At 46.8% G+C, this 26,154-nt stretch carries 23 protein-coding genes and 2 pseudogenes; 13 read left to right on the forward strand and 12 right to left on the reverse strand.

Annotation, left to right across the window (positions count from 1 at the left end; all coding sequences use genetic code 11):
• The first annotated feature begins 38 nt into the window (after positions 1-38).
• From V6D44_RS03995 to V6D44_RS04005, 3 genes are all read left to right on the forward strand, one after another.
• Positions 39-1,307, forward strand: a complete 1,269-nt coding sequence (locus tag V6D44_RS03995) for an MFS transporter (protein WP_087993611.1) — start codon at positions 39-41, stop codon at positions 1,305-1,307.
• 8 nt (positions 1,308-1,315) lie between these two features.
• Positions 1,316-2,431: a mandelate racemase/muconate lactonizing enzyme family protein gene (locus V6D44_RS04000; RefSeq protein ID WP_087993612.1), complete on the forward strand. Its 1,116-nt coding sequence runs from the start codon at positions 1,316-1,318 to the stop codon at positions 2,429-2,431.
• Between the two features lie 95 nt (positions 2,432-2,526).
• Positions 2,527-3,156, forward strand: a complete 630-nt coding sequence (locus tag V6D44_RS04005) for a YitT family protein (RefSeq protein ID WP_087993613.1) — start codon at positions 2,527-2,529, stop codon at positions 3,154-3,156.
• 43 nt (positions 3,157-3,199) lie between these two features.
• Here V6D44_RS04005 and V6D44_RS04010 read toward each other — a convergent pair whose 3' ends face one another.
• A complete protein-coding gene (locus tag V6D44_RS04010) occupies positions 3,200-3,958 on the reverse strand; it encodes a phosphosulfolactate synthase (RefSeq protein WP_087993614.1) in 759 nt (252 codons plus the stop codon).
• Positions 3,955-4,641 (reverse strand): 2-phosphosulfolactate phosphatase, encoded by a 687-nt coding sequence (locus V6D44_RS04015; RefSeq protein WP_087993615.1) that lies wholly within the window; start codon positions 4,639-4,641, stop codon positions 3,955-3,957. The genes V6D44_RS04010 and V6D44_RS04015 overlap by 4 nt, the downstream gene beginning before the upstream one ends.
• 186 nt (positions 4,642-4,827) lie before the next feature.
• Between V6D44_RS04015 and V6D44_RS04020 the strand changes: the two genes are divergently transcribed.
• From V6D44_RS04020 to cysC, 3 genes are all read left to right on the forward strand, one after another.
• Positions 4,828-5,541: a phosphoadenylyl-sulfate reductase gene (locus tag V6D44_RS04020; RefSeq protein ID WP_087993616.1), complete on the forward strand. Its 714-nt coding sequence runs from the start codon at positions 4,828-4,830 to the stop codon at positions 5,539-5,541.
• A gap of 103 nt (positions 5,542-5,644) precedes the next feature.
• A complete protein-coding gene (gene sat, locus V6D44_RS04025) occupies positions 5,645-6,814 on the forward strand; it encodes a sulfate adenylyltransferase (protein ID WP_087993617.1) in 1,170 nt (389 codons plus the stop codon).
• Positions 6,811-7,410, forward strand: coding sequence for an adenylyl-sulfate kinase (gene cysC, locus V6D44_RS04030; RefSeq protein ID WP_087993618.1), 600 nt, complete (start codon positions 6,811-6,813; stop codon positions 7,408-7,410). The genes sat and cysC overlap by 4 nt, the downstream gene beginning before the upstream one ends.
• Before the next feature lie 27 nt (positions 7,411-7,437).
• On the opposite strand, the gene V6D44_RS04035 is transcribed toward cysC, so the two are convergent.
• Positions 7,438-8,244, reverse strand: coding sequence for an alpha/beta fold hydrolase (locus V6D44_RS04035; protein WP_087993619.1), 807 nt, complete (start codon positions 8,242-8,244; stop codon positions 7,438-7,440).
• 204 nt (positions 8,245-8,448) lie between these two features.
• On the opposite strand from V6D44_RS04035, the gene V6D44_RS04040 reads away from it, so the two are divergent.
• Positions 8,449-9,087: a pentapeptide repeat-containing protein gene (locus V6D44_RS04040; RefSeq protein WP_253268997.1), complete on the forward strand. Its 639-nt coding sequence runs from the start codon at positions 8,449-8,451 to the stop codon at positions 9,085-9,087.
• A 6-nt stretch (positions 9,088-9,093) separates the two neighbouring features.
• Here V6D44_RS04040 and V6D44_RS04045 read toward each other — a convergent pair whose 3' ends face one another.
• Positions 9,094-10,545, reverse strand: a complete 1,452-nt coding sequence (locus V6D44_RS04045; protein WP_202328465.1) for an aminotransferase-like domain-containing protein — start codon at positions 10,543-10,545, stop codon at positions 9,094-9,096.
• An 82-nt stretch (positions 10,546-10,627) separates the two neighbouring features.
• Between V6D44_RS04045 and V6D44_RS04050 the strand changes: the two are divergent.
• Positions 10,628-11,277, forward strand: a pseudogene (locus V6D44_RS04050) (LysE/ArgO family amino acid transporter).
• A 49-nt stretch (positions 11,278-11,326) separates the two neighbouring features.
• Positions 11,327-11,836 carry a DinB family protein gene (locus tag V6D44_RS04055; protein WP_087993623.1) on the forward strand — a complete coding sequence of 170 codons (510 nt, stop codon included), beginning with the start codon at positions 11,327-11,329 and terminating at the stop codon, positions 11,834-11,836.
• Between the two features lie 47 nt (positions 11,837-11,883).
• Here V6D44_RS04055 and V6D44_RS04060 read toward each other — a convergent pair whose 3' ends face one another.
• From V6D44_RS04060 to V6D44_RS04070, 3 genes are all read right to left on the reverse strand, one after another.
• Positions 11,884-12,912, reverse strand: coding sequence for a Gfo/Idh/MocA family oxidoreductase (locus V6D44_RS04060; RefSeq protein ID WP_202328467.1), 1,029 nt, complete (start codon positions 12,910-12,912; stop codon positions 11,884-11,886).
• Positions 12,913-13,118: 206 nt separating this feature from the next.
• Positions 13,119-14,132 carry a LacI family DNA-binding transcriptional regulator gene (locus V6D44_RS04065; protein WP_202328468.1) on the reverse strand — a complete coding sequence of 338 codons (1,014 nt, stop codon included), beginning with the start codon at positions 14,130-14,132 and terminating at the stop codon, positions 13,119-13,121.
• A gap of 17 nt (positions 14,133-14,149) precedes the next feature.
• Positions 14,150-15,013 carry an AraC family transcriptional regulator gene (locus tag V6D44_RS04070; RefSeq protein ID WP_202328469.1) on the reverse strand — a complete coding sequence of 288 codons (864 nt, stop codon included), beginning with the start codon at positions 15,011-15,013 and terminating at the stop codon, positions 14,150-14,152.
• A gap of 123 nt (positions 15,014-15,136) precedes the next feature.
• Between V6D44_RS04070 and V6D44_RS04075 the strand changes: the two genes are divergently transcribed.
• Positions 15,137-16,504 (forward strand): MATE family efflux transporter, encoded by a 1,368-nt coding sequence (locus V6D44_RS04075; protein ID WP_087993628.1) that lies wholly within the window; start codon positions 15,137-15,139, stop codon positions 16,502-16,504.
• A 32-nt stretch (positions 16,505-16,536) separates the two neighbouring features.
• On the opposite strand, the pseudogene V6D44_RS04080 reads toward V6D44_RS04075, so the two are convergent.
• Positions 16,537-17,348 (reverse strand): annotated as a pseudogene (locus V6D44_RS04080) (phytoene/squalene synthase family protein).
• Between the two features lie 207 nt (positions 17,349-17,555).
• Between V6D44_RS04080 and V6D44_RS04085 the strand changes: the two are divergent.
• Positions 17,556-18,023 carry a DinB family protein gene (locus tag V6D44_RS04085; protein WP_333516279.1) on the forward strand — a complete coding sequence of 156 codons (468 nt, stop codon included), beginning with the start codon at positions 17,556-17,558 and terminating at the stop codon, positions 18,021-18,023.
• A 137-nt stretch (positions 18,024-18,160) separates the two neighbouring features.
• Here the strand turns inward: V6D44_RS04085 and asnB are convergent, their stop codons facing one another.
• Positions 18,161-20,005: an asparagine synthase (glutamine-hydrolyzing) gene (gene asnB, locus V6D44_RS04090; RefSeq protein WP_087993631.1), complete on the reverse strand. Its 1,845-nt coding sequence runs from the start codon at positions 20,003-20,005 to the stop codon at positions 18,161-18,163.
• Between the two features lie 169 nt (positions 20,006-20,174).
• Here asnB and V6D44_RS04095 point away from each other — a divergent pair, with 169 nt between their 5' ends.
• Positions 20,175-20,732, forward strand: a complete 558-nt coding sequence (locus V6D44_RS04095; RefSeq protein ID WP_087993632.1) for a DUF2777 domain-containing protein — start codon at positions 20,175-20,177, stop codon at positions 20,730-20,732.
• A gap of 31 nt (positions 20,733-20,763) precedes the next feature.
• Here V6D44_RS04095 and V6D44_RS04100 read toward each other — a convergent pair whose 3' ends face one another.
• The 3 genes from V6D44_RS04100 to V6D44_RS04110 form a co-directional block, all read right to left on the reverse strand.
• On the reverse strand, positions 20,764-23,445 hold the full coding sequence (locus tag V6D44_RS04100) for a S8 family peptidase (protein ID WP_202328472.1): 2,682 nt from the start codon (positions 23,443-23,445) through the stop codon (positions 20,764-20,766).
• Between the two features lie 169 nt (positions 23,446-23,614).
• Entirely contained in the window at positions 23,615-23,971 is a 357-nt protein-coding gene (locus tag V6D44_RS04105; protein WP_087993634.1) for a YisL family protein, read from the reverse strand.
• 115 nt (positions 23,972-24,086) lie between these two features.
• Positions 24,087-24,992, reverse strand: a complete 906-nt coding sequence (locus tag V6D44_RS04110; protein ID WP_087993635.1) for a fumarylacetoacetate hydrolase family protein — start codon at positions 24,990-24,992, stop codon at positions 24,087-24,089.
• A gap of 154 nt (positions 24,993-25,146) precedes the next feature.
• On the opposite strand from V6D44_RS04110, the gene V6D44_RS04115 reads away from it, so the two are divergent.
• Positions 25,147-26,070 (forward strand): CotH kinase family protein, encoded by a 924-nt coding sequence (locus V6D44_RS04115; RefSeq protein ID WP_333516280.1) that lies wholly within the window; start codon positions 25,147-25,149, stop codon positions 26,068-26,070.
• Positions 26,071-26,154 lie beyond the last annotated feature (84 nt).

Raw genomic sequence — 26,154 nt, forward strand, 5'->3', positions numbered from 1 at the left:
GGGACATTCTAAGCAGAAGAAAAGGAGTGTGCTCTGAGATGGAATCATCAAAACAAAATAACGGAATGACGATTGTTGCAATCGGTTCAATCCCTTTAATATTAACACTTGGAAACTCAATGCTTATTCCGATTTTGCCAAAAATGCAATCTGAACTTCATTTATCTCAATTTCAGGTCAGTCTCGTAATCACAGTATTTTCCTTGATTGCGGCGTTTGCCATTCCGATTGTCGGTTATCTCGCCGACCGATTCTCAAGGAAAATCATTATTATCCCTTGCTTATTTCTGTATGGTGCCGGCGGCCTGTTAGCCGGTTTTGCCGCAGGTTTTTTTGACAATGCATACCCTTGGGTCATGGCAGGACGGGCGCTGCAGGGAATCGGAGCAGCCGGAACGGGCCCGATTGCCATGGCGCTGACGGGTGATCTGTTTAAAGGCGCCCAAGAAAGCAAGGTGCTCGGCCTCGTTGAAGCCTCAAACGGCATGGGAAAAGTGCTTTCGCCAATCATTGGATCGCTTATCGCTTTGCTTGTTTGGTATGGCGCGTTTTTTGCCTTCCCGGTGTTTTGTATCATTTCGATCGTGCTGACTTGGATTTTTATTAAAGAAAAGAAAAAGGAAAAAGAACCGCCCCCGATCGGAAAATATGCGAAAGGCCTGTTAAGTGTTTTTAAACATGAAGGCAGATGGCTGTTTACCGCTTATTTAGCGGGTGCGACTTGTTTGTTTACCTTATTCGGGATTCTCTTCTACCTATCTGATGTCCTCGAAAAAACATACGATACCGATGGCGTCAAAAAAGGCTTGATTTTGGCGATTCCGCTTTTGGTCATGTGTGTGACGTCCTATACAACCGGAAGCAAGATCGGGAAAAAGCAATCGTTAATGAAAAAGCTGATCGTTCTCGGATTGGCCTTTATGACTGTTTCTTATGCGTCATTGTCTTTCATTGAGAATCTTGTGTTTTTTATCAGCGTCCTTGTGCTGAGCAGTATAGGCTCAGGCCTTGTCCTTCCTTGCGTGAACAGCTTTATTACCGGGGCTGTCGGTAAAGAAAGAAGGGGATTTGTGACCTCGCTGTACGGATCGGTTCGTTTCTTAGGGGTTGCCATCGGGCCTCCGATTTTCGGCCGCCTGATGCAATGGTCCAGACCCGGCATGTTTTTAAGCATTGCCGGATTGACGCTTGTTGTCGGCATTCTCGTGATTTTGCTCATCCATGTGAATCAAGACAAAGAAGAAACAAAAGAAAAAGAAGATCCTAAAATGTCTGGCAATCGGCTTCAGCCAGCTGAGGAAAGGTAGTATCCAGTTTGAAAATCGAACGGATTGAGACCTTTCCGCTTTTGCATCGATTAGAAGAGCCATACGGAGACGCAAACGGATTGAAGCGCTATCGAACTTGCTATCTCATCAGAATTGTCACCGAAAGCGGGATTGACGGCTGGGGAGAGTGTGTTGATTGGCTCCCGGCTCTCCATATCGGTTTTACCAAACGGATCATTCCCTATCTTTTAGGGAAACAGGCCGGCAGCCGCCTGCCATTAGTGCGCACGATTCAAAAATGGCATCAGCGGGCGGCCTCCGCCGTAAGCATGGCGCTGACAGAAATTGCGGCCAAAGCTGCGGATTGTTCGGTTTGCGAACTATGGGGCGGGCGGTACAGAGAAGAGATCCCTGTATATGCCTCTTTTCAATCGTATTCAGAACACTCGCAATGGATCAGCCGATCCGTTGCCCGAGTAGAAATCCAGTTAAAAAAGGGCTTTAAGCAAATCAAAGTCAAAATTGGCGGGACTGCGTTCGAGGAAGATGTACGGCACATTAACGCACTGCAGCATACGGCCGGCAGCTCCATTACGATGATCCTGGACGCAAACCAAAGCTACGACGCCGCGACCGCTTTCAAATGGGAACGCTATTTTCATGAGTGGATGAACATCGGCTGGTTCGAGGAGCCTTTGCCCTTTGATCACCCGCAGGATTACGCGTTGCTGCGCAGCCGTTTATCTGTTCCTGTTGCCGGAGGAGAAAATATGAAAGGCGCGGCCCAATTTGCGCCCCTTCTTTCCCAGCGGTGCTTGGATATCATTCAGCCCGATGTCATGCATGTTAACGGAATTGATGAATTCCGGGACTCCCTCCAGCTCGCGCGTTATTTCGGCGTCAGAGCATCCGCACATGCATATGATGGATCGCTCTCACGCCTATATGCTTTATTTGCACAAGCGTGTCTGGCTCCATGGTCTAAAATGGAAAACGATCAAATTGAACCGATTGAGTGGGACGTCATGGAGAATCCTTTTACAGATCTCATCGGCCTTCAGCCTTCAAAAGGACTGGTCCACATCCCGAAAGGCAAAGGCATTGGCTCAGAAATCAATATGGACATCGTCAATCGCTACAAGTGGGACGGCTCAGTCTATTAAGCTGGGCCATTTCTTTATTTGCAGACATAAATCATGGACAGCCTCATAAAATGGAAACAGCGGACAAGTCTTTTCATAAAGGAGCAAACGACTTAATGGCTGAACTGCTGATGAAAGCAAAACTCACGTTTATGATTGTCGCAGGCGGCGTATTACAGGGACTCGGCATGTCCTTGTTTTTATTTCCGCATGATATTCCGACAGGCGGGGCAGCAGGTATCGCGGTGCTATTGCATTATCTGTTTCAAATTCCTCATGGCTTTTCAGTATGGGCCGTGAATGTGTCGATGCTTTTTACCGCTTTAAAATGGCTGGAGATGAGAACATTCACCGGCACCCTCGCCTCGATTACCGTCACCTCTGTCTCGGTATTGATCTTTGATGTGGTTTTACCGGATATCACATCAAACCTGTGGCTTGATCTGGCAAGCGGCGCTGTGTTATTGGGACTCGGCATCGGACTTTTATACAAATATAAAATTTCAAACGGAGGATTCGGAGCCCTTGCCCTGATGATTTCCATCTACCGCGGCGGGAATCCCGGAACGATCCTGCTCTTCATGAATTGCATCATTTTTATGGTTACTGCGTCTATTATTGACTGGGGCATCGTCATTCAAGCTTTGATATGCCAAGTCATATCGACAAGAGTCATCGACTTCATCTATAACATCCGTCTGACTTCACTCCCCTATCTCACGCCTATGTACCGCCATAAAAAATAATAGGCAGAGGCTCTCTCACGACGAGAGCCCCGCAGCCGCCGTTTTACAAATAAAAGGTATCGGATCTTAACCCTAAACGCAGCGTCTCCAACGCGATTGCATCTTGAAATGGGATATTGGCCAGATTCACATTCGACCCGATCCTATGGATAAACCCATGCTGGAGCGTTTTGTTCGGCGCTTCAAAAATCAGCCGGGTCATATCAATATCTGAGGAAATGATGTCATCGACAATTTGAAACCTAACATCGCCGCTTCTCGAGCAGATTCCTCCTGTCCCGCTTTCCCTGGCCTCCGTCATCACTTTTTCCGCGCCCGCTTCCATATCCTCAACGATATACTCAAGCCATTCCTCAGAGCTTTGCCGGCTTGATAATTCCGCATCCTTACTGCCCACTTCGCTGAACACATGAAATTCATCGGAAAAATCGGCAATATAAGCCGCTTTCTCTTTATTTGTCATGGGGAGCGTACCGTTTGAAATCTCAATATATTCACAGCCGAAATAGGTGCAGTACCGATGAAATTCATTCACTTTTTTCTGGCTTACATACTTCTCAAACAGTGTGCCGCCAAAGAAAAATTTAATGTCATGCTCTTTCAGCGTGCTGATTTTCCCTTCAAGATCTTTCGTAAGTAATGATGTGCCCCAGCCGAATTTCACAAAATCAATATAGTCGGACGCCGCGGCTATTACATCTTTGAAAAAATGCAAAGGATAGCCGTTATCGATTAAAATGGTCTGCCCGGTTTCTCTCGGCTTGCTTGTTCTCACTGGCAATTCTAGTGAAAAATCATTCATATTATGACCCTCTCTATCGTTGGAACTTCGCTTTCTTGTTTCACTTTCATGACGAAATCGCCTGTCAATTCTTTTGTACAGTATACGATGTCTTCCGAATCAAACAATGGCTGGCGGCAGTCAAAAAATTTCTCCGCAACAGATGAGCGTTTTATTCTTTCAATCGCCTCCGCAGCCGTTGCCTCATTTGTCTCTTCAATGATGCCCTTTATATACTGCGCACACGCCATGTCGTCATCACCTGACGGATGGGAAGCGACAATGTTCATGACACAATCCTTTGCCGCGAGCGTTTTCACATGCTCTGCAGTTGTTCTGGCGTTTGAAAATCCGGTCACGAACAGATGCTTGGCGTTCAGCGCCCCTAACGCCGCTGTGACGCCGTTTGTTGTCTTCTGGATCAGGCGCTTATCCGCCATATCCTGCTCCGCCATGCGTTTTGGTGAATTATCCAAATCAAACCCGCTGATACCGACCCCCTTTTCTTCTCCCGTCAATACGTAATCCGGATAGGTGTCTTTCAGCGCAAAGGCTTCGTCAGCTGTCCGGACCAATAAAATTTCTTTCGCCCCGCCGATAAACGCATAATGGGCGACTGTAAAGGCTCTGATGACATCAATGACGATATTAATATCCGCCGGGGCAAGCGAATGATGATGCCCCTGATAAATGGTAATCGGCATAACACCTCTCCTTGGGCATAAAACCATTTTGCTTAAAAGCATATTCAGCTGGTCTCTTAATGGTTCCGCCCCTCATTTTAGGCGGACGCCGCACCTAAAAACCTGAACCTTTATGCAAAAAATGAATAGTCTGCCTATAACTCGATCAATAGATTAAAACAGACAGATGCAAACGGGGGGAAAACGTTGAACGAACAAATCATCACATATGATACATGGAACGACACGCAGGCCAAACAGATAACGGGTCAATTGATCGATGAGCTCGATGTGCTGAAATGGGCTTACCGAACATACGGGGATAAGATTGTGTACGCGTGCAGCTTTGGTGCAGAAGGGATGGTGCTTCTCGATTTATTATCAAAAATCAACAAAAACGCGCACATCATCTTTTTGGATACAGGGCTGCATTTTCAAGAAACATATGAGCTGATCGAGAACGTCAAAGAGCGATATCCGAGCTTGAGAATCCAGCTACTCCAACCCGAGCTGAGCTTAAAAGAACAGGAGACGCAATACGGCGAAGAACTGTGGAAGCATAACCCTAACCTATGCTGCCAATTGAGAAAAATCGAGCCGCTGAAAAAGCACCTGTCCGGCATGACAGCTTGGATTTCAGGGCTGCGCCGGGAGCAGTCGCCTTCAAGAAAGCATATTCAATACGTGAATCTGGATCAGAAGTTTGAGCTCATTAAAATTTGCCCGCTCATCCACTGGACATGGGGTGACGTTTGGACGTACATCCGCCTGCACAATTTACCTTATAACAAACTGCACGATCAACATTACCCGAGCATAGGCTGTGAAATGTGTACATTGCCTTCCTCGGACCCGAACGATGAGAGGGCCGGAAGATGGGCCGGACGGGAGAAAACAGAATGCGGCCTGCATCAAGAATAATGGCCGGCATGTCCTTGTTGAAAGAATGTTGAACGCTGCTTTAAAGCTTTGAGCAAGCGCAGAAAAGAGAACAAAGGAAACGTAAAAATGGAGGTTGAACACGTTGAATGGAAACGAGCCCCATGGAGGGGTGTTAATCAACCGCTGCGATCCCGCATGCCATTTTGAAGGGTGCACGTGCGAAGCGGAGCTGGATCAGCTTGCACTGAGCGACCTGGAGCTTATCGCGATCGGCGGCTACAGCCCGTTAACTGGTTTTTTGGGAGAAAAAGATTATCATTCTGTTGTGAAAGAGATGAGGCTGGCAAACGGCTTACCGTGGAGCCTGCCGATTACGCTCCCTGTCGGAGAAGAAACAGCAAAACAGTTGTCTGCCGGAGATCGCGTCAAGCTTGTGAAAGACGGCGTTGCCTACGGCATGATCACAGTCATTGATATATACCAGCCTGATAAAACACAAGAAGCACTGTCTGTTTTTAAAACAAGCGATCCTGCCCACCCAGGCGTAAAAAAACTGCTGGAGCGTCCGGATTACTATATCGGAGGGCCTATCACGGTGAGCCGCCTACCCGACAAAACCTTCGAACAGTTTTACGCAGCGCCTGCAGAAACAAGAGCGGCCTTTAAAAAACTCGGCTGGCACACAATAGTCGGTTTTCAAACCAGAAATCCTGTTCACAGAGCGCATGAATACATTCAAAAAACAGCGTTAGAAACGGTCGACGGTCTGCTGCTTCATCCGCTCGTCGGAGAAACGAAGTCAGACGATATCCCAAGCGATATCAGAATGGAAAGTTATCAGGTTTTGCTTGATCACTATTATCCAAAGGATCGCGTCATGTTATCGGTCTTCCCTGCCGCCATGCGGTATGCAGGTCCGCGGGAAGCGGTTTTCCACGCGCTCGTCCGCAAAAATTACGGCTGCACCCATTTTATTGTAGGCCGTGATCACGCGGGTGTCGGCAGCTATTACGGAACGTACGACGCACAAACTATTTTTCAATCATTCACAGAGGAGGAACTGGGCATCAAGCCCCTGTTTTTCGAGCACAGCTTTTACTGCCGGAAATGCGGAAACATGGCCACCTCGAAAACATGTCCGCATAGCCAAAGAGACCACATCCACTTATCAGGCACAAAAGTAAGAGAGCTTCTCCGCCAAGGAAAAAAACCGCCTAAAGAATTCAGCCGGCCTGAGGTCGCAAACGTGCTGATCAAGGGTCTACACCAACAGCCCGTTGCCATCCAGCAAAACAGCGGGGGATTGCAATGACGCATAATCCGAACATCATTTGGCACCCCGCTGCAATCTCAAAGTTTGACAGACAGTCCTTAAACGGACACAAAAGCTGCGCCCTCTGGTTTACCGGGCTGTCCGGCTCAGGAAAATCAGTGCTGGCCAATGCCGTTGATGAAAAGCTGTACCGTATGGGCATTCAGAGCTATGTGCTTGACGGCGATAATATCCGCCACGGCTTAAACAAAGATCTTGGTTTTCAGACTGAAGACAGGATTGAAAACATCCGCCGGATCGGAGAAGTGGCGAAGCTGTTTGTCGACAGCGGGCAAATGATTTTAACGGCTTTTATTTCTCCATTCAGAGAGGACCGGGACATGGTCAGAGCGCTATTCCCTGAAGGAGAGTTCTTCGAAATTTATGTGAAGTGCCCGCTGCATGTTTGTGAACAGCGCGATCCGAAGGGACTTTATCAAAAAGCGCGAAACGGAGAGATCAAACATTTTACCGGAATCGATTCTCCGTATGAAGAGCCGCTTTCACCGGATTTGATCATTGAGTCAGACCAGACATCTATTTCCGATGGAGCTGATCTGATCATTACAGAACTGCAAAATAAAGGCATCATATGAAAAACCCGATCAATATCGGGTTTTTTCTCATGATTTGGCAAACTGCGCAATCAAACTGTTGATCTTCTCTTTTTCCTCATAAAAAGCTCCGTGCCCGCTTTTTGCAAATGGAACCCATTCAGACTGCTTGATGCCGCGCTTCAATTCTTTTGCAAAATCAAACGGCGCAATTTGATCCTTTCTCCCGTGCAGGATCAGCGCAGGCACCTTGATTGACGCAAGATCCTTTCTGAGATCCTCGTCTCTTAATGCAATGCCTGAGTGGATCGTCCCATAGGAGGAAGCCTCCAGCATCAAATTGAGAAACCACTGTCTGAGCTCTGGCGACACTTTTTTCTCAAAAAACCGTGTCCCTAAATCAGCAAGTGTTTTGGGCCGATCCATTTTGAATTGTTCGATCATATCGTCAATATCCTGCTTCCTCATTCCGTACGGATAACCCGGGCGTTTTGTAAATGCGGGGGCCGCTGCCGACAATAAAATCAGCTTACCAATATCGGCTCCGTCATGCCTTGCCATATAACGGATTGCAATTGCGCCGCCCATCGAAAAACCGGCAAGAATCGCGTTCTCAAGCTGCAGTGTATAAATGACAGCTTTGACATCATCGGCCATCGTGTCATAATCGTAGCCTTCCCATGGGCGGTCAGATTGCCCATATCCCCGTAAATCAACGCCGATAAAACGGAATCCTCTTTTCGGAAGCTCATTCATTTGATATTCAAACATCTTATGATTCAACGGCCACCCGTGCAAAAAGATGATCGGCCTTCCATGCCCGATATCCTCTACAAACAGTGTCACATGCTCCTCGGTTTTGATGTAATGCCCCATTCCGCACTCCTCCTGTTCCCTTTTCTTTCCCGGTCTGTAAACGCCTTGACGTACAGGAAGCTTTCCATTTATGCTTACAAAACAAGCGGGCTGCCATACCAAGAAAAGGCTCTTCATGATTCACTATATGTAGCAATTCCCGTAACGATCTATTAAATTGATCCCGGAGGCTTCTGGTTTTCGGGCAGCAAAGGATGTCATCGCATGAATAAAATAGTGATTCAAAAACCTCACATACCGGAAAACCTGCAAACCGCAGATTTCCATAAAACCGCGGTGCAGGATGATGTAATCAGCATGCGCTTGTTTGAAGATTGTACAATCTGCGGCGAAGATATTGAAAAACTTTGTGTGGAAAAAACGGTATTCAGAAATGTCGTATTTATTGATGTGTCTTTCCGGCAGATTGAACTGACCGATGTGATCTTTGAAAAATGTGATTTGTCAAACACCGATTTCAGCGGAGCTGTCATTCACAGAACTTCCATTAAGCAATCAAAAATGGTTGGAATGAATGTGGCGGACTCAACGCTGCGGAATGTTTCATTCGAGGAATGCCACGGACATTTCAGTTCATTTTCTTACTCAAATATGAAACAAGTTCGATTTGATCACTGTGCCCTTATGCAAAGTGAGTGCAGCAATATGACGCTCCAGCAGACACACTTTGACGGGTGCGAACTGGAAGGCGCCAGCTTTACCGGCACGTCCCTTCAAAATATGGACATCAGCACCTGCCGTTTTGAACAGCTTCATGTCTCCCTCGACAAATTGAAAGGCTGCAAAATCGCGCCGGAGCACGCGATGGCTTTCGCCAGGGCGCTGGGAGCTGTCATTGTATAACAAATGTTAGATCATCAGGCGGCGGGCTGTATCGGCTGCCGCTTTAATGCCTGTTTCCAAATCCGCAAGAGATGCATAGGAATATGACAGCCTGATGCTGTTGCGATCTTCGCCGTTATAAATAGAACCGGGATTCACCAGCACCTGCTGTTTCAGCAGTTCATGAAAGAAACGGCTGACAGGCAAGGGTTTGTGAAATGTCACCCACATATAAAAGCCGCCGGCGGGAATCCGCCACGTCGCGATGTCCCCGGCATACCGCTCGAGAAACTGAACTGCCGCATCTCTCCTTTGTTTTAAAACCCCGCGTATCCATGTCAGATGCTCTTCATAATACCCCTGTGACAGCCATTCGGCTGCCGCCCACTGGGACAGGCCGCTCGATCCGTAGTCTGTCTGCATTTTAATGTCCGCCAGCCGTTCAATGACCGGCTCCGGTCCGGCCAGCCAGCCGATTCGCAGGCCGGGGCTCACTGTTTTTGAAAACGTGCCCACATATAAAATATTGCCTTCATGATCCATTGCTTTTAACGGTTGAGGCGGTTTTTCTTCAAACCATAATTCACCGTACGCATCATCCTCAATGATTGGCAGCTGCTCTTTTTTTGACAGGCCAATGATCTCTTCCCTTCGCTGCTCTGACATAACAGTGCCCGTCGGATTATGAAACGACGGAATGGTGTAAAGCAGCTGCCCTCCGTACTGTTTTCGATAAGAAGAAATAAGCCCCGCCTTGATTCCCGCTTCATCCATCGGCATGCCGCGAAGCCGCATCCCCGCTGATTGAAACACATGCAAAGATTGAAGGTAGGACGGCTTTTCCGTCAAAATGACTGAACCTCGTTTTAAAAGCCCGATCGAGATAAGCTGAAGCGCCTGAAGCGCGCCGGACACAATTAAAATCGCTGACGGTGATACATGGATCTGCTTGCCTTTCAAATGATCCGCCACCGCCTCCCGCAGCTTACGATTTCCTTTCGGCTGCTCGTATCCTAAAGACAGGGCGTGCGGATTGATCTGCTGAAACATCCGGCGCATTGTGCCAGCAGGCAGCAGGTCCGGTGAAAGCTCCCCTGTGCCTAATCTGATGATATCCGCTCTTGGTTCGTTTTGATTAATCTCCTGGATGATGGAAGAATTAGGGTGATGAATACCTGAACGGACGTAATTGCTCCAATCGAGAGGAGGCTCAGCCGCCAGCACGCTCCACGTACTGTTTACAACCTTCGTGCCGCCACCTCTTCTCCCCTCAAACAGGCCTTGAGACGTGAGTTCGTCAATGGCTGCTGTCACTGTGCTGCGGTTCACTTGAAACATGTCGGCCAGCGTTCTCTGTGAAGGGATTTTCGTCCCTACAGCCCACTCTCCGTGAAGAATTTTGTCTTTCATGTACTGTTCGATCTGCCGATGCAGCGGAACATCCGAATATCGGCTTGGCCGCCATTGCGACAAGTTCATCCCCCCTCTTTTCTTCACATTATACATTTGGCTGGTCTTAAACCCAACCAAATGGCCGGAGACTTGGGAAAAAATCTCCCTTATGATTGAAAAAACAGATGTGAAGGGAGTTTTTTCAGCATGAATGCAATCATTCACGGAGTTGTGCTTGCCTTTGGCTTAATTTTGCCGCTGGGAGCGCAAAATGTATTTATTTTTCAGCAAGGGACATGGCAAAGGCATATTTGGCGGGCACTTCCCGCCGTCATCAGCGCTGCTGTCTGCGATACCCTATTAATCGCATTAGCCGTTGCGGGTGTATCTGTCATTGTTCAGCAGCTGCCTGTGTTTGAAACAGTGATGATGGCCGGGGGATTTTTGTTTCTCCTCTATATGGGTTGGGTGACTTGGAACAGCCATCCGAAAGCAAACCAAAATGAGAAAAATACGTTCACAGCTAAAAAACAAGCTGCGTTTGCGGCCGCCGTTTCTCTTTTAAATCCACACGCCATTCTGGACACGATCGGCGTCATTGGCACAAGCTCGCTCCAATACTCGGGGCTTGAAAAATGGCTCTTTATGGCCGCCTGCATCGCTGTGTCTTGGTTTTGGTTTATCAGTCTTGCGATAGCGGGCCGGCTGTTTCAGACAATGGATACGAGCGGCAGGCTTATGCTGATCGTAAACAAATGCTCGGCAGTGGTGATGTGGGCAGCAGCAGGGTATTTCGGAGTATCACTGTTAAGAAATTGAAGGGAAAACAAAAGACACAGCGAATGTCATAGAAAAGGAGGCAATGCTGATGACTGATGCTAAACAGTTTTATGACTACCATTCCTGGGCGAATAAGCGAATCTTGAATCATATCGAAAGCCTGCCGGAGGAAACAGCTTATCAAGAAGTACAGAGCGTATTCCCTTCTATCAGCGACGTGCTGCTTCATATGTGCAGGGCTGACTACATTTGGCTGAAAACTCTTTCAGGAGCAACCTACCAAGAGGTGATAGACAGCGTCGGAAAATTCGAGGCCGCGCATCGTGATATGGCAGTGATTAATGGGCATTTTTCTGAACTGGAGGCACAGTATCACGATTTCTTCAGCCGCCAGACGGACTTTGAACAGCAGGTCTTATTTCAGCATCCGACACACGGAACACTCGTAACAACTTATACAGGCGTCATCCTGCATGTCATCAATCATGGCACGTATCACAGAGGGAACGTGACCGCCATGCTGAGGCAGCTTGGCCATCCAGGCGTACCTACTGATTATGTATACTATTTATATGAGAAGAAAGAAAGCAAGGGCTAAACTGTCCTTGCTTTTTTGATCGGAAAGATGTGCGGGTGTGCCGACGCCTATAACCGAATGTGAGCACTTTTCACATCCAGCTGTACAGGCCTGCCGCTTCGATACGATTGGGTCGCGGCAATGCCGACTTCTAAATTGATCGTTGCATCGACATCTGTCACGATCGGTGTTTTTCCATCCCGGACACACTCGGCAAAATGCTGCAGCTCTAAGCAGTAGGCTTCATGAAAACGAGTTTGAAAGTCTGGTATAATATCATAGCTGCTCCCTTTCGCCGACAGGATGGTCACGTGTTGATTTCTCAATGTCCCTATGAAAATACTGCCCTCAGTCCCGATAACTTCCGCCCGGATGTCATGTCCGTATGGAGAAGTTCTGCTTGCCTCGACGTCCCCCGCTGCGCCGGAGTCAAATTCTATATATGTCAATGCCTGATCGACATCGCCATACTCCTCCATAAACGGATTGTTCAAGATCCTGCCGTGTCCGGAAACAGAAGTGATCTCTGCTCCGAGCAAATAACGGGCAATATCATAGTCATGGATGGAGCAGTCTATAAAGATCCCGCCGCTGTGTTTGATAAACGCTGCCGGAGGCGTTCCTTTATCGCGCGTAAAGCCTTTATAATAGATGGGTTTGCCGATTTCTCCAGCGTCGATCCGCCGTTTGGCGTCTGCGTATGCGGGATCGAATCGCCTCATAAAGCCGACTTGGCAAATGACACCTGTCTCTTTCACTTTTTCAGAAACCGCTTTTGATTCCTCAAGGCTTAATGTCAGCGGTTTTTCAACGAATATCTGCTTGCCGTTCTCCGCTGCTTTGATGATCATATCGCTATGTGTGCTTGTCGGCGTTACGATAATGACAGCATCAATGCCGGGATCTTCCAATATCTCATACGGGTCCTCTGACCACTTTTCAATACCAAATTCTTTGGCAACTTGCTCCGATCTCCCTTTCAACGGATCACCGACACTGACCAGCTTTGCCCCCGGAACACTTGTGACGAGATTTTTCGCATGGTTATAACCGAGCCTTCCTAACCCTAATACCGCGCATCTTACTTGATGTTCCACGTCCCATCCTCTCCTTTATCGCATTTTGGAACCGCCTTAAGAAAGCGCTTTCTATCAACAGCTAAAAAACAGCGCTCCAATCCGCTTTAACACGTTGCGCAAGCGCTTTCTCAAAAGATGGTTTCATTTTACAATGTCTTTTCCCTGCACGCAATATGTTTTTTGGCTTCAACTGTCAACATGAAAAAACCCGCTCATTAGCGGGCTCAAGTTTTGAGCGGTGATGTGGAATGTCTGACCACAAGCTCAGGCGGCAGCACGATTTTTTGTTTCGTCTTTCGTTTTCCTTCGATGGCTTCGGCCAGCAGTTCGGTGACGCTCCGCCCCATATCTTTAATCGGCTGGGCCACGGTCGTCAGGGGCGGGGCCGCCATTTCTGCAAGTATCGTGTTATCAAAACCGATAATCGAAAGGTCGTCCGGCACTTTTATGCCTCTTATCCTCGCAGCTTGTATGGCGGCACAGGCCAGTACGTCGTTGAAGGCAAAAATAGCCGTCGGGGCGTTCCTGTCCAGCAATTTTCCCGCTTCTTCCTTGCCGCTTTCCAAAGAAAATCGCGTCGGGACGATAAGCGATTCATCGACAGGCGCGTTCGCCTCCTCCATCGCCTGGCGAAAGCCTTTGATTCTGTTTTTTTCACCCGTCGTTGACCCGTCTCCAACAATGCAGGCGATGTTCGTATGGCCGAGTGACAGAAGATGCTTGGCAGCCTCGTACCCGCCGCGAATGTCATCCACCACGACAATATCCATCGGGAGCAGCGGCTTATCCTGAGAAATCATGGCAAGCGGGATTTGTTCGCTGGCGATTTCCTCCAAAGCAGACATGCTGTCATGATTCTCAATCCCTGTCGCAAAAATAATGCCGTCCACCTTTTTCTGCTTCAGGACAGAAAAATATTTTGTTTCTTTTTTCGAATCGTAATCGGTGCTGCAAATCATCATTTGAAAACCGAGCTCACCCGCCCTTTCCTCAATGCTTTTGGCAAGTTCGCCGTAAAAAGGATTTGAAATATCAGGCGTCACAAGAGCGATCATATTCGTTCGTTTTCCCGTTAACGCCGAGGCGTGGACATTGGGCGTGTACGCCATTTCTTTCATGATAGTTATCACCTTCTGCCGCGTTTTGTCACTGATTCTGCCGGTATTGTTAATCACACGCGACACAGTTGTGATCGAGACACCCGCCGCCCTTGCCACATCGTAGATTGTTGTTTTCATATTCATCCCTCGTCTGGTTATTGAACTTTCCTGCTGACAATTTTCCGGTATTCAATTGGTGAAATGCCTTCTATCTGCTTAAAGAGTTTTGAAAAGTATGTCGGGTCTTCCATTCCGATCGTTTCCGCAATAACGCCCATTTTATCGTTTGTAGAGGATAAAAGTCGCTTCGCTTCCGTCATTCTCACCCGGTTCGTGTATTGTGCAGGCGTAACGCCAAGCACCTGCTGCATGCAGCGGCTCACATAATCCTGATGATAGTGAAGGGCGAGCGATAGATCCTTGATTGTTGTCTTTTCTTTATAATGCTCCTGTAAGTACCGGGCCGCCTCCCAGGCAACCCGCTCTTTCGCAGACGGAATTTGAAACGCCTCTTTTTGAAGATGCAGCATCAGCTCTTCAAATAAGATTTGTTTTCTAAGCGGCAAATCGGAGTTTTCCGCGGAGTAATCGATCAGCCTTTCAAACTGCTGCGCCATAAACTGCGGGCGCTGCACCTTGCCTTTTCTCGGCAAAGCCAGTCCGTAGCGGGCCGGCTCCTCGAAGCTCCCTTTTTCCTGCTGAAGCTCAGACCAATTGCTGCCTCCCTTTGCCGTAAATTTATACCGATGTTCATCAAAGTGAAGCCAATAATAGGAGGCTGCTTCATCACTGCCCTTCGTCCCATAGTGTTCAAGACCGGGAGAAAGCAAGATGTACTCGCCCCCTTCAACTGAGAACGATTTTTCATTTTCCGTAATATATAACGTTCCCTGCTTGACGTATATCAGGTCAAACACAGAGAATACTCGTTTCACATGGGTTTCTCCCTTTTTAAAAACCCCTTCTCCGGCTGCGATAAATACCGGAAATGGCGGGACTGTAAACTGGATGCGGGGCATTTTGATCATCCTCCTTTTTAAGTCGGATTTTTGCAAGAAGTATCGTTTCTCTCCCTTTTTATTATAGGAAAATGGAGGTACACTTTAAAACGTTGATTTTATTTACGAAAGGGGTTAGACACAATGAAACAAGCTGTCTTCAAATCAACTGCTTTGAAAAAACCCGCTGACAAATCGTTCTCATTATTTTCGCTTACTTGGCCGATCTTTATCGAGGTCTCATTATATATGTTTATGGGTAATGCCGATACACTGATGCTCAGCCAATACTCAGATAACAGCGTGGCAGCAGTCGGCGTCAGCAACCAGATTTTGAATTTAATTATCGTGATGTTCAGCTTTATCGCAACAGGAACGACCGTTATCATTTCACAATTTTTAGGGTCACGGCAAAAGAAAGAAGCCATGGAAGTCGCTTATGTGTCAATCGGCGCCAACTTCTTCATCAGCCTTGCCATCAGCGCCCTCGTCTTTTTCGCGGCGGTCCCTCTCCTTCATATGATGGGATTATCAAACGAACTGATGCCTGATGCGAAAGTTTTTTTACAAGTTGTCGGAGGTCTGTCCTTTATTCAGGCTTTAATTATGACGTTCAGCGCGATCTTAAAAAGCTACGGCTACACAAAAGATACAATGTTTGTCACAATCGGCATGAACCTTTTAAACATTGCTGGAAACTTTATTGTGATTTTCGGCCTGTTCGGCTTTCCTGTTCTCGGCGTTGCCGGTGTGGCGATATCTACATCTATCGCCCGCGTCATCGGATTAATCGCGATGATTGTCATTGTCAACAAACGCATTCAGCTGAAATTGTCGTTGAAAAAAGTCTTTCATATGCATAAAGAGCATCTGCGCAAGCTGCTGAAAATCGGCATCCCTTCTGCGGGAGAACAGCTTTCATATAACCTGTCGCAAATGATTGTCACTTATTTTATCGCCATCATGGGCGCGCAGGCTTTGACAACTAAAGTGTACACGCAAAATATTACGATGTTTATTTTGCTGTTCGGCACCGCGATCAGCCAAGGCACACAAATTTTAATCGGCCGCTATATCGGCGGCAAACAGTTTGACGCCGCTTATGAACGCTGTATGAAGAGCCTATACTGGGCCCTCGGAATTGCGGCGGCAACGTCTGTTTTAATGACGATCTTTTCCAAGGATCTCATCGGCATCTTTACACAAAGCCCTGATATTATCGCGACTGCAAGCTTATTGATTGCGATGACGATTATTCTTGAACCGGGCCGTTCATTTAACGTCGTCATTATCAACTCCCTGCGGGCGGCTGGCGATGCGAAGTTCCCTGTCTACATGGCAATGATTTCGATGTGGGGCATCGGGCTCCCGCTTGCCTATCTATTCGGCATCCACCTCGGTTTCGGTCTTGCCGGCATTTGGATTTCCTTTATCGCGGACGAATGGGTCCGGGGAATCTTAATGTACAGAAGATGGCGCTCACGTATCTGGATTCAAAAAGGCATGGCGTAACACCCGGTTCAAGGCCGGGTGTTTTTTAGATATCAGAACGCTTCGTTCTCTGTGACAGTGTATTGATGTTGAAAGACATCGTATTGCTCCGACCGGATTTTTTCTAAAACAGCACGGTACAAATGAAGAGCGGCTTTCACCGTTTTTTGCGAATACATTGGGAATAGCGACAAGGCATCCTGGCACTCTTCAAGGTAGGCTTCCGCTTCAAAAGCGATATACTCCCATGTCATGGTGAACGGCTTATTGACGACGCCCTTCTGAAGATCGTCCTCTGTATATCCAAATTGCTGCATCACCTGCCGAGGGATGCGGCTTTTTTGCTGTTGATCCGTGCCGATATCTCTTAAGATTTGAATCAGCTGTATAGCCAAGCCGAGAGAGACGGCTGCTTGTTTGAGCTGATCTTGGTTTCGGCGTGTCAGTATCGGCAGCAGCATCAATCCGGCCGCACCACCCGTCTGATATGCGTGCATGAGCAGTTCATCAAGGCTTTCGAACGGTTTATCTTCCGCTTTCTGTCCGGCAATGAACTCACGGAACAGCCCGCTGTCCAATGTAAAGGTCTGATACGTATGGCCGAAAGCCTTCCATAAATAATCATTTCCGTTATATGTCCCGGAAAAAACCTGTTCCGCCTCAGCTTCCATGGCAAATAACGCCTTCTCATCCGCACTGGCCGCCGTATGGCAAAACGCCATGACCGCCCAAGCGGCCTGTCTTTGCTTCAGCGGCAGAAACGAGAATGCTTTGTAGCAGGCTGGTTCGCGGGCGCTGACGATCTGCCCGCACTGCTGATAGGCTTCTTTTATCTCTTTCATTTCTTTTCACTCCTATGTATCACTGCTTCTTCAAGTCTATTATGTTTTCTCCCAATTGTATATGAAGAAAAAGCCGATTCCCACTTTGTAAAAGATAAGTGAGTGTATGTTTTTATGATGACAGCTAAACTTGCCTTTCATGTCACAGGCAGGTTACTTCAATAAAAGGAGGAATGTAAGGGAAAAAGGATAATTGTTATTTGATGTATCCTATTATTGGAGTGATTTAAGTGATAAAATTTTTTGAGTATAACTGGCAGGTAAGAGATGAATGGTTTACTTGGTGTCATCAACTATCCACTGAAGAGTTACTGAAAAACCATCTTGGTGGGGTAGGAAGTATTTTATATATCCTTTTTCATATTATTGACGTGGAATATAGTTGGGTTCGTGCTATCCAAGGGAAAGAAGATATCGTTGTTCAGTTCGCTGATTATCATACACTAGAGAAGGTTCAATCCCTTTCAATTAGTTTCCGAACTGACATTATTGACTTTTTAGAAACAAATTCAGATGAAATAAAAGATGAACTTGTAAGCGTTCCTTGGGATAAAGAGGTTTTATATACGAGAGATGATATATTACACCATATCATTGCTCACGAAATTCACCATATTGGCCAACTTTCTGTATGGGCTAGGGAATTAAAATTAAGCCCTATATCAGCTAATTTCATTGGGAGAAAATTGAACTATTGAAGTAACGGGGGCTTTCGTGCAACAACAAGTCGAAATTGGTTCTGCAGTACAAAAAAAGGATAAGTAGAGCATATTTTCTGCTCACCTATCCTTTTTTGTTTATATATATACCTTCTAGATCATAATGTTAAATATCTTTATCCCTCATCAATATCAATGCGATACGCTTCAAACCACGTATGAATTTGGGCAAGGTGGGCGATCAGCTGAGGCCCCTTCATGAGCTGTCCGAACCACGGAACCTTGAAGGAGGAGCCTTCCGTTTCTAAGAGCTGATCCAATTGTTTTCTGTCCAGCAGGGTATGGAGCACGGAGTCCTTTTGGCTTCTGATCGTTTTCAGCCATTCGCTGACGCCTTTTGTATATTCAGGGTGGTGTGTTTTCGGATACGGGCTTTTTTTGCGATACAGAATGTCATCAGGCAAAATGCCCTCTAGCGCTTTGCGCAAAATGCCTTTTTCCCGGTTGTCATGCATTTTCGTTTCCCATGGGATATTCCAAACATATTCCACGAGCCGGTGATCGGCGAACGGCACCCGCACTTCAAGGCTCGCTCCCATGCTCATGCGGTCCTTCCGATCCAAAAGGTTCGTCATAAACCAAAGCATATTTAAATAGAATAACTGTCTTCTTGCTTTGTCCACACCCGTTTCTCCGTCTAATAATGGTGTTTCCGCCAAGGTTTCTTCGTATTTGGCATTTACGTATTCTTTTAGATTCAATTTTTTCTGCCATGATTCAGATAGCAGCTTGATCCGCTCCTCTGTCGATCTCATCCACGGAAATCCCGACTCAACGTCTGCTGTATGGAACCACGGATACCCTCCGAAAATCTCATCCGCGCACTCTCCCGACAGGCTGACGACAAAGTCCTTTTTGATTTCCCGGCAAAACCACAACAGGGATGAGTCGACATCAGCCATTCCCGGCAAGTCTTTAACCAATACGGCTTCCTCTAAATGATCGACGAGATCCTTTTGGCTGATGACGCATTTGTGGTGCGTTGTGCTGAAGGCATCTGTCATTTTTTCAATCCAAGGCCCATCGTCATTAGGCTGAAAAGCGCTTGCTTGAAAAAATTTATCATTCTCTTCGTAATCAATCGAATAAGTATGAAGCGGGGCTTTTCCTTCCTTTTCAAAATGGCCTGCCGCAACCGCTGTAATGGCGCTTGAATCCAGTCCGCCTGATAGGAACGTACAAACCGGCACATCCGATACAAGCTGCCGCGTCACCGCATCCTGAAACAACGACCTGACATTGGCAACCGTGTCATCAAAACTGTCCGTATGTTTTTCGCTTTCAACATTCCAATAACGCCAAATGTTCAGCCCGTCTTTGGAAAACGTCAGCGCGTGAGCCGGCCGGACTTCTTTCACGCCTTTAAATACGCCAGTACCCGGGGTTCTGGACGGTCCAAGTCCGAAAATTTCAGAAAGTCCTGTTCTGTCCACTCGGGCTTTTATATGAGGGTGTGCGAGAATCGCTTTGATTTCTGACCCGAAGAGAAAAGAAGACCCCTGCTCCGTATAAAAAAACGGCTTCACGCCGAGACGGTCTCTCGCGGCAAACAGCAGTTCACGCTTTTCATCCCACACAGCAAAAGCGAATATGCCATTGAGATGGTCTACACAGTCTTCCTGCCATTCAATGTAGCTGTGCAGCAGCACCTCGGTATCTGACGTTCGCTCGAACTGATGGCCCCGCGCCCGCAATTCTTTGCGCAGATCTTCCGTGTTATACAGCTCGCCATTGTAAATAATGGTGTACGTATCTCCTTTATAGGTGCATGCCATCGGCTGGCGCCCGCCTTCGATATCAACGACCGCAAGCCTTTTATGTCCGAATAAAACATGGTGCTCCCCCCAAACGTTAGAATCATCAGGCCCCCGTTTGGAAAGAGTGTCTGTCATTCTGTTGATCGTTTGTTTTTCCTGGACGAGCTGCTTTTTAAAATCGACCCAACCCGTAATTCCACACATGTGATATCAGCTCCAATCCCGTTTCTTTCGTCACAATTTCGTTTCTTTCAGCACCTTAGTAAGTTTATGCATCTATAGGCAGATAGTTGATTTGTCCACAAAAGAGTTGTATGGGACAGGCTTGAATTGGAAAGAAAGGAGAGGAAAGAAGAAAAAGGAGACAGCATGCATGAAACGGAAGCAATTATTATATAAAGAGGAACGAAAATGGGAATACGGCACCATCCTCATCGAAGATGGAATCTGTTTAATCGAAAACGGAGAAGGCGATATACTGCTGGCAGACAGTCTGCATCACAGCCCAATCTGGCTCCATCATAAAGGAAAGTGGGAACCGGCCGGCTTTCAGGATAAATCAATTCTGGCATGCGGTGAAGAAAACATCTCCCTTTCAGGCGGAGAACGCATCCGCTATGAGAAATCAGTCAAGCGCCCGCTCATGACGCTTTTGGATTCGCTTGATGACGAAACCTTTCTCGCATTTTTACAGCATTTGCACAGCTTTGGCTTATCGGTATTCGATTGCGTGTTTTCTTATAATAAAGGAGTCTTTACGAATACATCGGAGGAGCAGGGTGTTTCTTTTTATCACTTTTCAAACGACACCGCCCAATGCGCGATGCAGCATCACTATAGCAGCGAAGGGACAGGAGACCGGTTCGAATGGACGGCATCAAACGGAAAGCGATCCATTATGTATTCAGCGGTCCAGCGGGGGCGCAAATAAAAAAAGCGGTGCAGCGAGCACCGCTTTTTGGTTATTTTTCAACGACGACTTTTACATTCTTGCTTTCTTTTTTGTCTGTATCAGCAGCCGTGACGTACAGCACCGTTCCGGCTTTTTGTTTTTTGATTTTCACCGTGAACGTTCCTTTCGCGTCAGCTTTGGCAGAAGCGATGACTTTCTTTGATTTGTTTTTCACTCTGATCATTGCTTTGCTGTTCGCCTTTCCTTTCACTGCCGTATCTTTCGTTTTCACTGCGTTTACTTTCGGTGTGCCTGAAGGTTTTCCTTTGACAACGACAATTTTATACGACGTTTTCGCATCGCCTTTTGCTGCTTTTACATACAGTATTTGATCTTGTTTTTGAGTTGGGATAGTGACCTTAAATGCACCATTTTTTCCGGCTTTGGCGCTGCCGAGTTTTTTCTTGCCGCTCATCACTTCGATAAGCGTGCCTTCCTTCGCGCTTCCTCTGACGGCTGTTTGTGTGCTTTCAAGCTTGTTGACTTTGAGCTGTACATCAACTGCGCTGACAGCCTTCATGACATTCAGCCGCCCGTAGCCTGAGTGCCAGTCAACTCCGGGGATCTTCGGAATGTCAATCGGATCACCATAATCGTCATACAATTCTTCTTCTTCGCCATCGACACTTTCAAACGAAATATCATCCGCCGTCTTTTTCAAAATATCCTCTGCTTCTGTTCTTTTCAGCTTAGGGTTTTGTGCAAACAGCAAGCCTGCAGCAGCGGCAGCATACGGTGTCGCCATAGACGTTCCGCTCATGTACGTGACATTTCCGTTCGGCACTAAGCTCGGGATATCAGACCCTGGCGCGGAGATATCAAGACCTTTTCCATAGTTAGAGAAATCTGCGGTCACATCCATGCGGTTCGTTGCTCCGACTGACATCACATATTTAGAAGAAGCGGGATAAGATAAGGAATTGGCTCCGTCATTTCCGCTGGCTGCGGCAATCAGGACATTTTTGTCAGCCGCGTATTTCAAAGCAAATTCAAGTACGCGGCTGTAGCCTCCGCCTAAACTTAAATTAATCACCTTTGCCCCTTTGTCAGCAGCATATTTGATGCCAAGGGCAATTTGTTCAGTATCTCCGGCTCCTGTGGAATCAAGCACTTTTACCGGGATGATTTTCGCTTTGGCGTTTAAACCAGTCATTGAATAGCCATTATCGCTTTGAGCGGCGATAATGCCGGCGACGTGCGTCCCATGCCCCTGATCGTCCATTGCGTTGTTATTCCGTCCGACAAAATTGCGTCCGAGATCTGTTCTTACTTTTCCTTTTAAATCGGCAAGTGTGCTGTCCACACCTGTGTCTACGACCGCAATGAATGTATCGTTCAGCTTGCGTTTGGACAGCAGGGAGCTGGCAGGCTCGTATTTCACATCCGCGTTTTTAACACCGCCGTTTTCACCGTTGTTTTTAAGCGGCCATTGGTAAGGATATTGAATATCGTTTGACAGGCTTTTGTATTCCTGCACAGGTTCCGCAAACTCTACGTTAGACATCTTGGATAATGTCGCAGCAGCGCTTTTGACCCGTTTTGCGCTTGCCGTATATGTGCCGTTCTGTTTTTCGTCTTTCGGAAGCTCAAATGAATAAAGATTGTCAAACAGTTTCTTTGCCTTTTTCACATTGGAAATGTCTTTTTTCGATTGCGCGCTTGCAGAAAAGCCCTTCATTTCATTATGTACGGATGAGAGGCTTTTATTGTTCTTCACCTTGAAAATGACCTTTGTTTTCTGAACTTCACTTTTTGCCGCAAGTTTATTTTCAGTTAAAATCGCTCCAGCTGTTTTGCCTTGCAGCTGCTCGATATTGAATCGTTCCGCCTGTTTCTTTATCTCCTTTTTAAGGAAAGACGGGACGGATTGTAAAGCATTCTCGTATAGCCGATTGATCGCTTTTTGATCCTTTTCAGTTATCTGATATGAAGATGATGCACCGTTTTCTGACACATCATCAAACAACGGCTTTAATGTCACAAGATCCTGATAGATTTCATTTCTCGCTGTTTTATTGAATGCGAGCTTTGCCACAATAAACGGTGCCGCTTTGTAATAAAGGCTTGTCAGTTCTTTGCCTTCTGCTGTTTGGTTTAACTGGTCATCGCGAATCGCTCTCAGCTTGTCCAGGATGCTTTTTCCCGATTTTTTCTGATCGACACTCATTTCTACCGGACAAGCTTCTTCCTGTTCTAAATCTGACGGTTGCTTTTTCGTGCCTTTATACCCAATCGTATACTTGGCTTCCGCGGCTGCTTCCGCCGTTCCGCCGTCCTCTGGTTCTTCTTCCCCGAGGTATTCAACTTTTACATAGTAGGGGCCGCTCCACGCGTACGGAAAAATCACTTCGCTTTTTCCATCCTCCGCCGTGTAAGAACGATACATTTCAAACGTTTCATCTTTAAGCGCTTTTTCCATACTTGGATATACAGATACATTCAATACTGAATCACTCTTTACGGTCAGTGCCATATGTGAGTTTTTCTGAATATCCGCTTTTCCCGGAGTCACTTTGTACCATTTCACCTGTTCCGGTTCCTTCATGGTGCCTGTCTGTTCTTTGCCGTTTTCCAGAGCAGCCGCCTGATCGATCGCGCTGGCCGCCGCTTTGGTTCCCGGAGAAAAAAGGCTGAAGATCAGTGCAAAAATGAGCACTGCCGCCACCAACGAGCTGAATTTTCTGCGTTTCATGATATCCCTCCTGTAAAATAATGAATCTTCTTGAAGGTATCATAATTTCATAGGACGAGATACCGCTTATAGGGAATTTTAAGGTTATTTTAAATGATTTGGAATATAAGGGATAAATCACACAAAAAAACCCGACTCCATCCATAGAGCCGGGTTCGCACTGTTTCTATTAAAATAAGTGAAAGCCGATTGGCAAATGCAGACCGAGCAGCACTGTCAGCACAAGGACAATGACGAAGCCGATCCATAGGCCTCCGGTTGATTTTTCTTTTTTCTTGCGGATGAGGAGCATTTCCATCAGGCCGATAGTGATAATGCCAAGAATCATTTTGCCGGCGTATTCTCCGTTCCAGTTGGCGAAATCGACAAACAGCCAAGCTCCGGTCAAAATAATTAAGATATAGAATAACCGCAGAATCATATGAGTGATTTTTGCGCCCTTCGCACTTCTTGACGCATACAGCGAGTAGCTGACGAAAAGCAGAATCAGCGCTACCACCCATGTCGTAATATGTAAGTGTGTCATACAGGTTCCCCCCTATCAGATAAATTACCCCACTTATAGTACCATGAACTTGTCCTCTGCCACAAAGATGAATCTCAGAAAAAAAGGCGGGTCCGCGTCCGCCCTTCTGTTTGGTTCAGCCGATTGGGTTTGACAGCGTTCCGATCGGATCAATCGTAATGTCGATTTTGTCACCTGACCGCAAGAATTTCGGCGGCGCAAATCCCTTTCCGACGCCAGACGGCGTACCGGTGGCAATGATGTCTCCCGCTTCAAGCGTCATCCCCTTCGAGAGGGTTTCAATTAACTCCGGAATGGAAAAGATCATATCGCTTGCCGAACCGGATTGGCGCAGCTCACCGTTGACTCTCGTTTCAACCTTGAGGCGCTCAGGCTCCTGAATTGATGATTTATGTACAAGCACAGGCCCCATTGGACATGTTGTATCCAGACTTTTTCCGATAAAAAACTGCTTATGCCTTTTTTGCAGATCACGCGCCGTGATATCATTCACAATCGTATATCCGAAAATATGGTCATATGCGTCTTCTTTTGATATACGGTTGCCGCTTTTTCCGATGACGACAGCAAGCTCTCCTTCATAATCAAGCTGAGAGGTGACCCCTTCATGGCTGTTTACGATATCACCATGCCCTATAACTGTAACCGGCGATTTTGTAAATACCATCGGATGTTCCGGAATGTCGGCCTCGCTTCCCATTTCAATCGCGTGATCCCTATAGTTTTTGCCGATGCAGATGATATTTTTTGATGGCCTAGGAATCGGTGCATGGAGCTTCACCTCAGATAATGAATACATAAATGATCCCAGCTCATCATTCGGTTTCTTTGCCCACTCGGCCAGCTGCCTCGCATGCGTAACGAATTTATCCCCTTCTGCGATACATTCAATCAGCGATCCCGGAATCGTCTCAAGTTCAAACAGTTTCTTCTCAGCCTTTTGCAAATCCATGATTTTCTCATCATCAATGATCAGGCCGACAAACTTTCGGTTGTAAAGTTCCCCTGTCGCAAATTTCATGTTATTCCTCCATCATCTTTTAAATCAGACTGCTTCTTCATGTATTCTCTGTCGAATGCTGAAATCCCTTTTTATCACGACCGTTTTCATTTCGTTTCAGGACGGGCTTGCAGTACATATCATACAAATGTCGTTTTGAGGAGGAGGAAAAAAGATGGAGAGCGTACATTTATTTTTTCATCGGCATCAGCTTAAGAAAAAAGGAACTGCCAAGGGGCTTCTGGTGACAGACTTATCAGTTTCTCCCATTCTTCTCACACAGCGTGACAGAGCGGAAAAGACATCCTATGAAATCAGCTGGGAAAAGGCTCCGCTAGGTGAAAGCACACTTTTTTTGAATGCGGAACAGGGTGATCCGTCCCTGATGCGGCGCAGGCTCGCTTATTGTCTTTTTGGCGAGATCGGTGTTCCTGCTCCCGCTGCCTCATACAGCTTTCTGACCATCAATGGCCAGCCCGAAGGCATTTATTTGAACATCAAGAACCATCAGCTAGCCGATAAGAAAGCTTATCGAGTAAAGACTGCCGATCCGCGGGTTCCGCTGTCCGTTTTTAAAGATGAACCTTCCGCGTTTTCACACGAATTTTTCACGCTGATTCGTACAGCGGAAGATGCCGAATTAGCTGAACGCATTAAAATGTATCTGGATATCAAATTGTTTTTTTTGTGGCTGATCGGCAGCGCCTGCACCCGTCAATGTTTTTATTACACATTTTGTTTAAACGAATCCGGCCGGCTTCACGTTTCCCCGACAGAGACACGATCGCTTGCCGCACACGGAATAGCTGACGAAGATCCTCTGCTGACTAAAGGACGGACGCTTGCGTCAAGGCTGCTTTCCATTCCCGCTTTCCGGTCGCAATATCACACATTAATGAAAAACGTGCTGGACCGGTCGTTTACCATTGAACGATTGTCTCCTTTCATCAGCGAATGGCAACTTGACATTTGTCAAAAAGCTGATGATGATCCGTTTATAAAAAAAAGCCCCTTTCAATTCGAAAAGGAGCAGACAAACATACTTAGAGAAATTGAGGAACGGCAGGACCTTTTGCAAGCATACTTAGCAAGACTATAGTCCTTCCTTGCATGAAAAAAGGCCGCAAAAAAATTGTCGCTTTTTTAGTCAAATTGACGAAAGGCAACCTTTTCAGCAAAAATG

It is taken from the genome of Bacillus sp. 0209A, assembly GCF_036765095.1.
Classification (GTDB): Bacteria; Bacillota; Bacilli; order Bacillales; family Bacillaceae; genus Bacillus; species Bacillus subtilis_G.

Bases quoted from the DNA above. Each gene is read 5' to 3' on its own strand.
- V6D44_RS03995 (WP_087993611.1), top strand. From the start codon at position 39: ATGGAATCATCAAAACAAAATAACGGAATGACGATTGTTGCAATCGGT.
- V6D44_RS04005 (WP_087993613.1), top strand. From the start codon at position 2,527: ATGGCTGAACTGCTGATGAAAGCAAAACTCACGTTTATGATTGTCGCA.
- V6D44_RS04010 (WP_087993614.1), bottom strand. From the start codon at position 3,958: ATGAATGATTTTTCACTAGAATTGCCAGTGAGAACAAGCAAGCCGAGA.
- V6D44_RS04015 (WP_087993615.1), bottom strand. From the start codon at position 4,641: ATGCCGATTACCATTTATCAGGGGCATCATCATTCGCTTGCCCCGGCG.
- cysC (WP_087993618.1), top strand. From the start codon at position 6,811: ATGACGCATAATCCGAACATCATTTGGCACCCCGCTGCAATCTCAAAG.
- V6D44_RS04035 (WP_087993619.1), bottom strand. From the start codon at position 8,244: ATGGGGCATTACATCAAAACCGAGGAGCATGTGACACTGTTTGTAGAG.
- V6D44_RS04040 (WP_253268997.1), top strand. From the start codon at position 8,449: ATGAATAAAATAGTGATTCAAAAACCTCACATACCGGAAAACCTGCAA.
- V6D44_RS04045 (WP_202328465.1), bottom strand. From the start codon at position 10,545: ATGAACTTGTCGCAATGGCGGCCAAGCCGATATTCGGATGTTCCGCTG.
- V6D44_RS04055 (WP_087993623.1), top strand. From the start codon at position 11,327: ATGACTGATGCTAAACAGTTTTATGACTACCATTCCTGGGCGAATAAG.
- V6D44_RS04065 (WP_202328468.1), bottom strand. From the start codon at position 14,132: ATGAAAACAACAATCTACGATGTGGCAAGGGCGGCGGGTGTCTCGATC.
- V6D44_RS04070 (WP_202328469.1), bottom strand. From the start codon at position 15,013: ATGCCCCGCATCCAGTTTACAGTCCCGCCATTTCCGGTATTTATCGCA.
- V6D44_RS04075 (WP_087993628.1), top strand. From the start codon at position 15,137: ATGAAACAAGCTGTCTTCAAATCAACTGCTTTGAAAAAACCCGCTGAC.
- asnB (WP_087993631.1), bottom strand. From the start codon at position 20,005: ATGTGTGGAATTACGGGTTGGGTCGATTTTAAAAAGCAGCTCGTCCAG.
- V6D44_RS04095 (WP_087993632.1), top strand. From the start codon at position 20,175: ATGAAACGGAAGCAATTATTATATAAAGAGGAACGAAAATGGGAATAC.
- V6D44_RS04100 (WP_202328472.1), bottom strand. From the start codon at position 23,445: ATGAAACGCAGAAAATTCAGCTCGTTGGTGGCGGCAGTGCTCATTTTT.
- V6D44_RS04105 (WP_087993634.1), bottom strand. From the start codon at position 23,971: ATGACACACTTACATATTACGACATGGGTGGTAGCGCTGATTCTGCTT.
- V6D44_RS04110 (WP_087993635.1), bottom strand. From the start codon at position 24,992: ATGAAATTTGCGACAGGGGAACTTTACAACCGAAAGTTTGTCGGCCTG.
- V6D44_RS04115 (WP_333516280.1), top strand. From the start codon at position 25,147: ATGGAGAGCGTACATTTATTTTTTCATCGGCATCAGCTTAAGAAAAAA.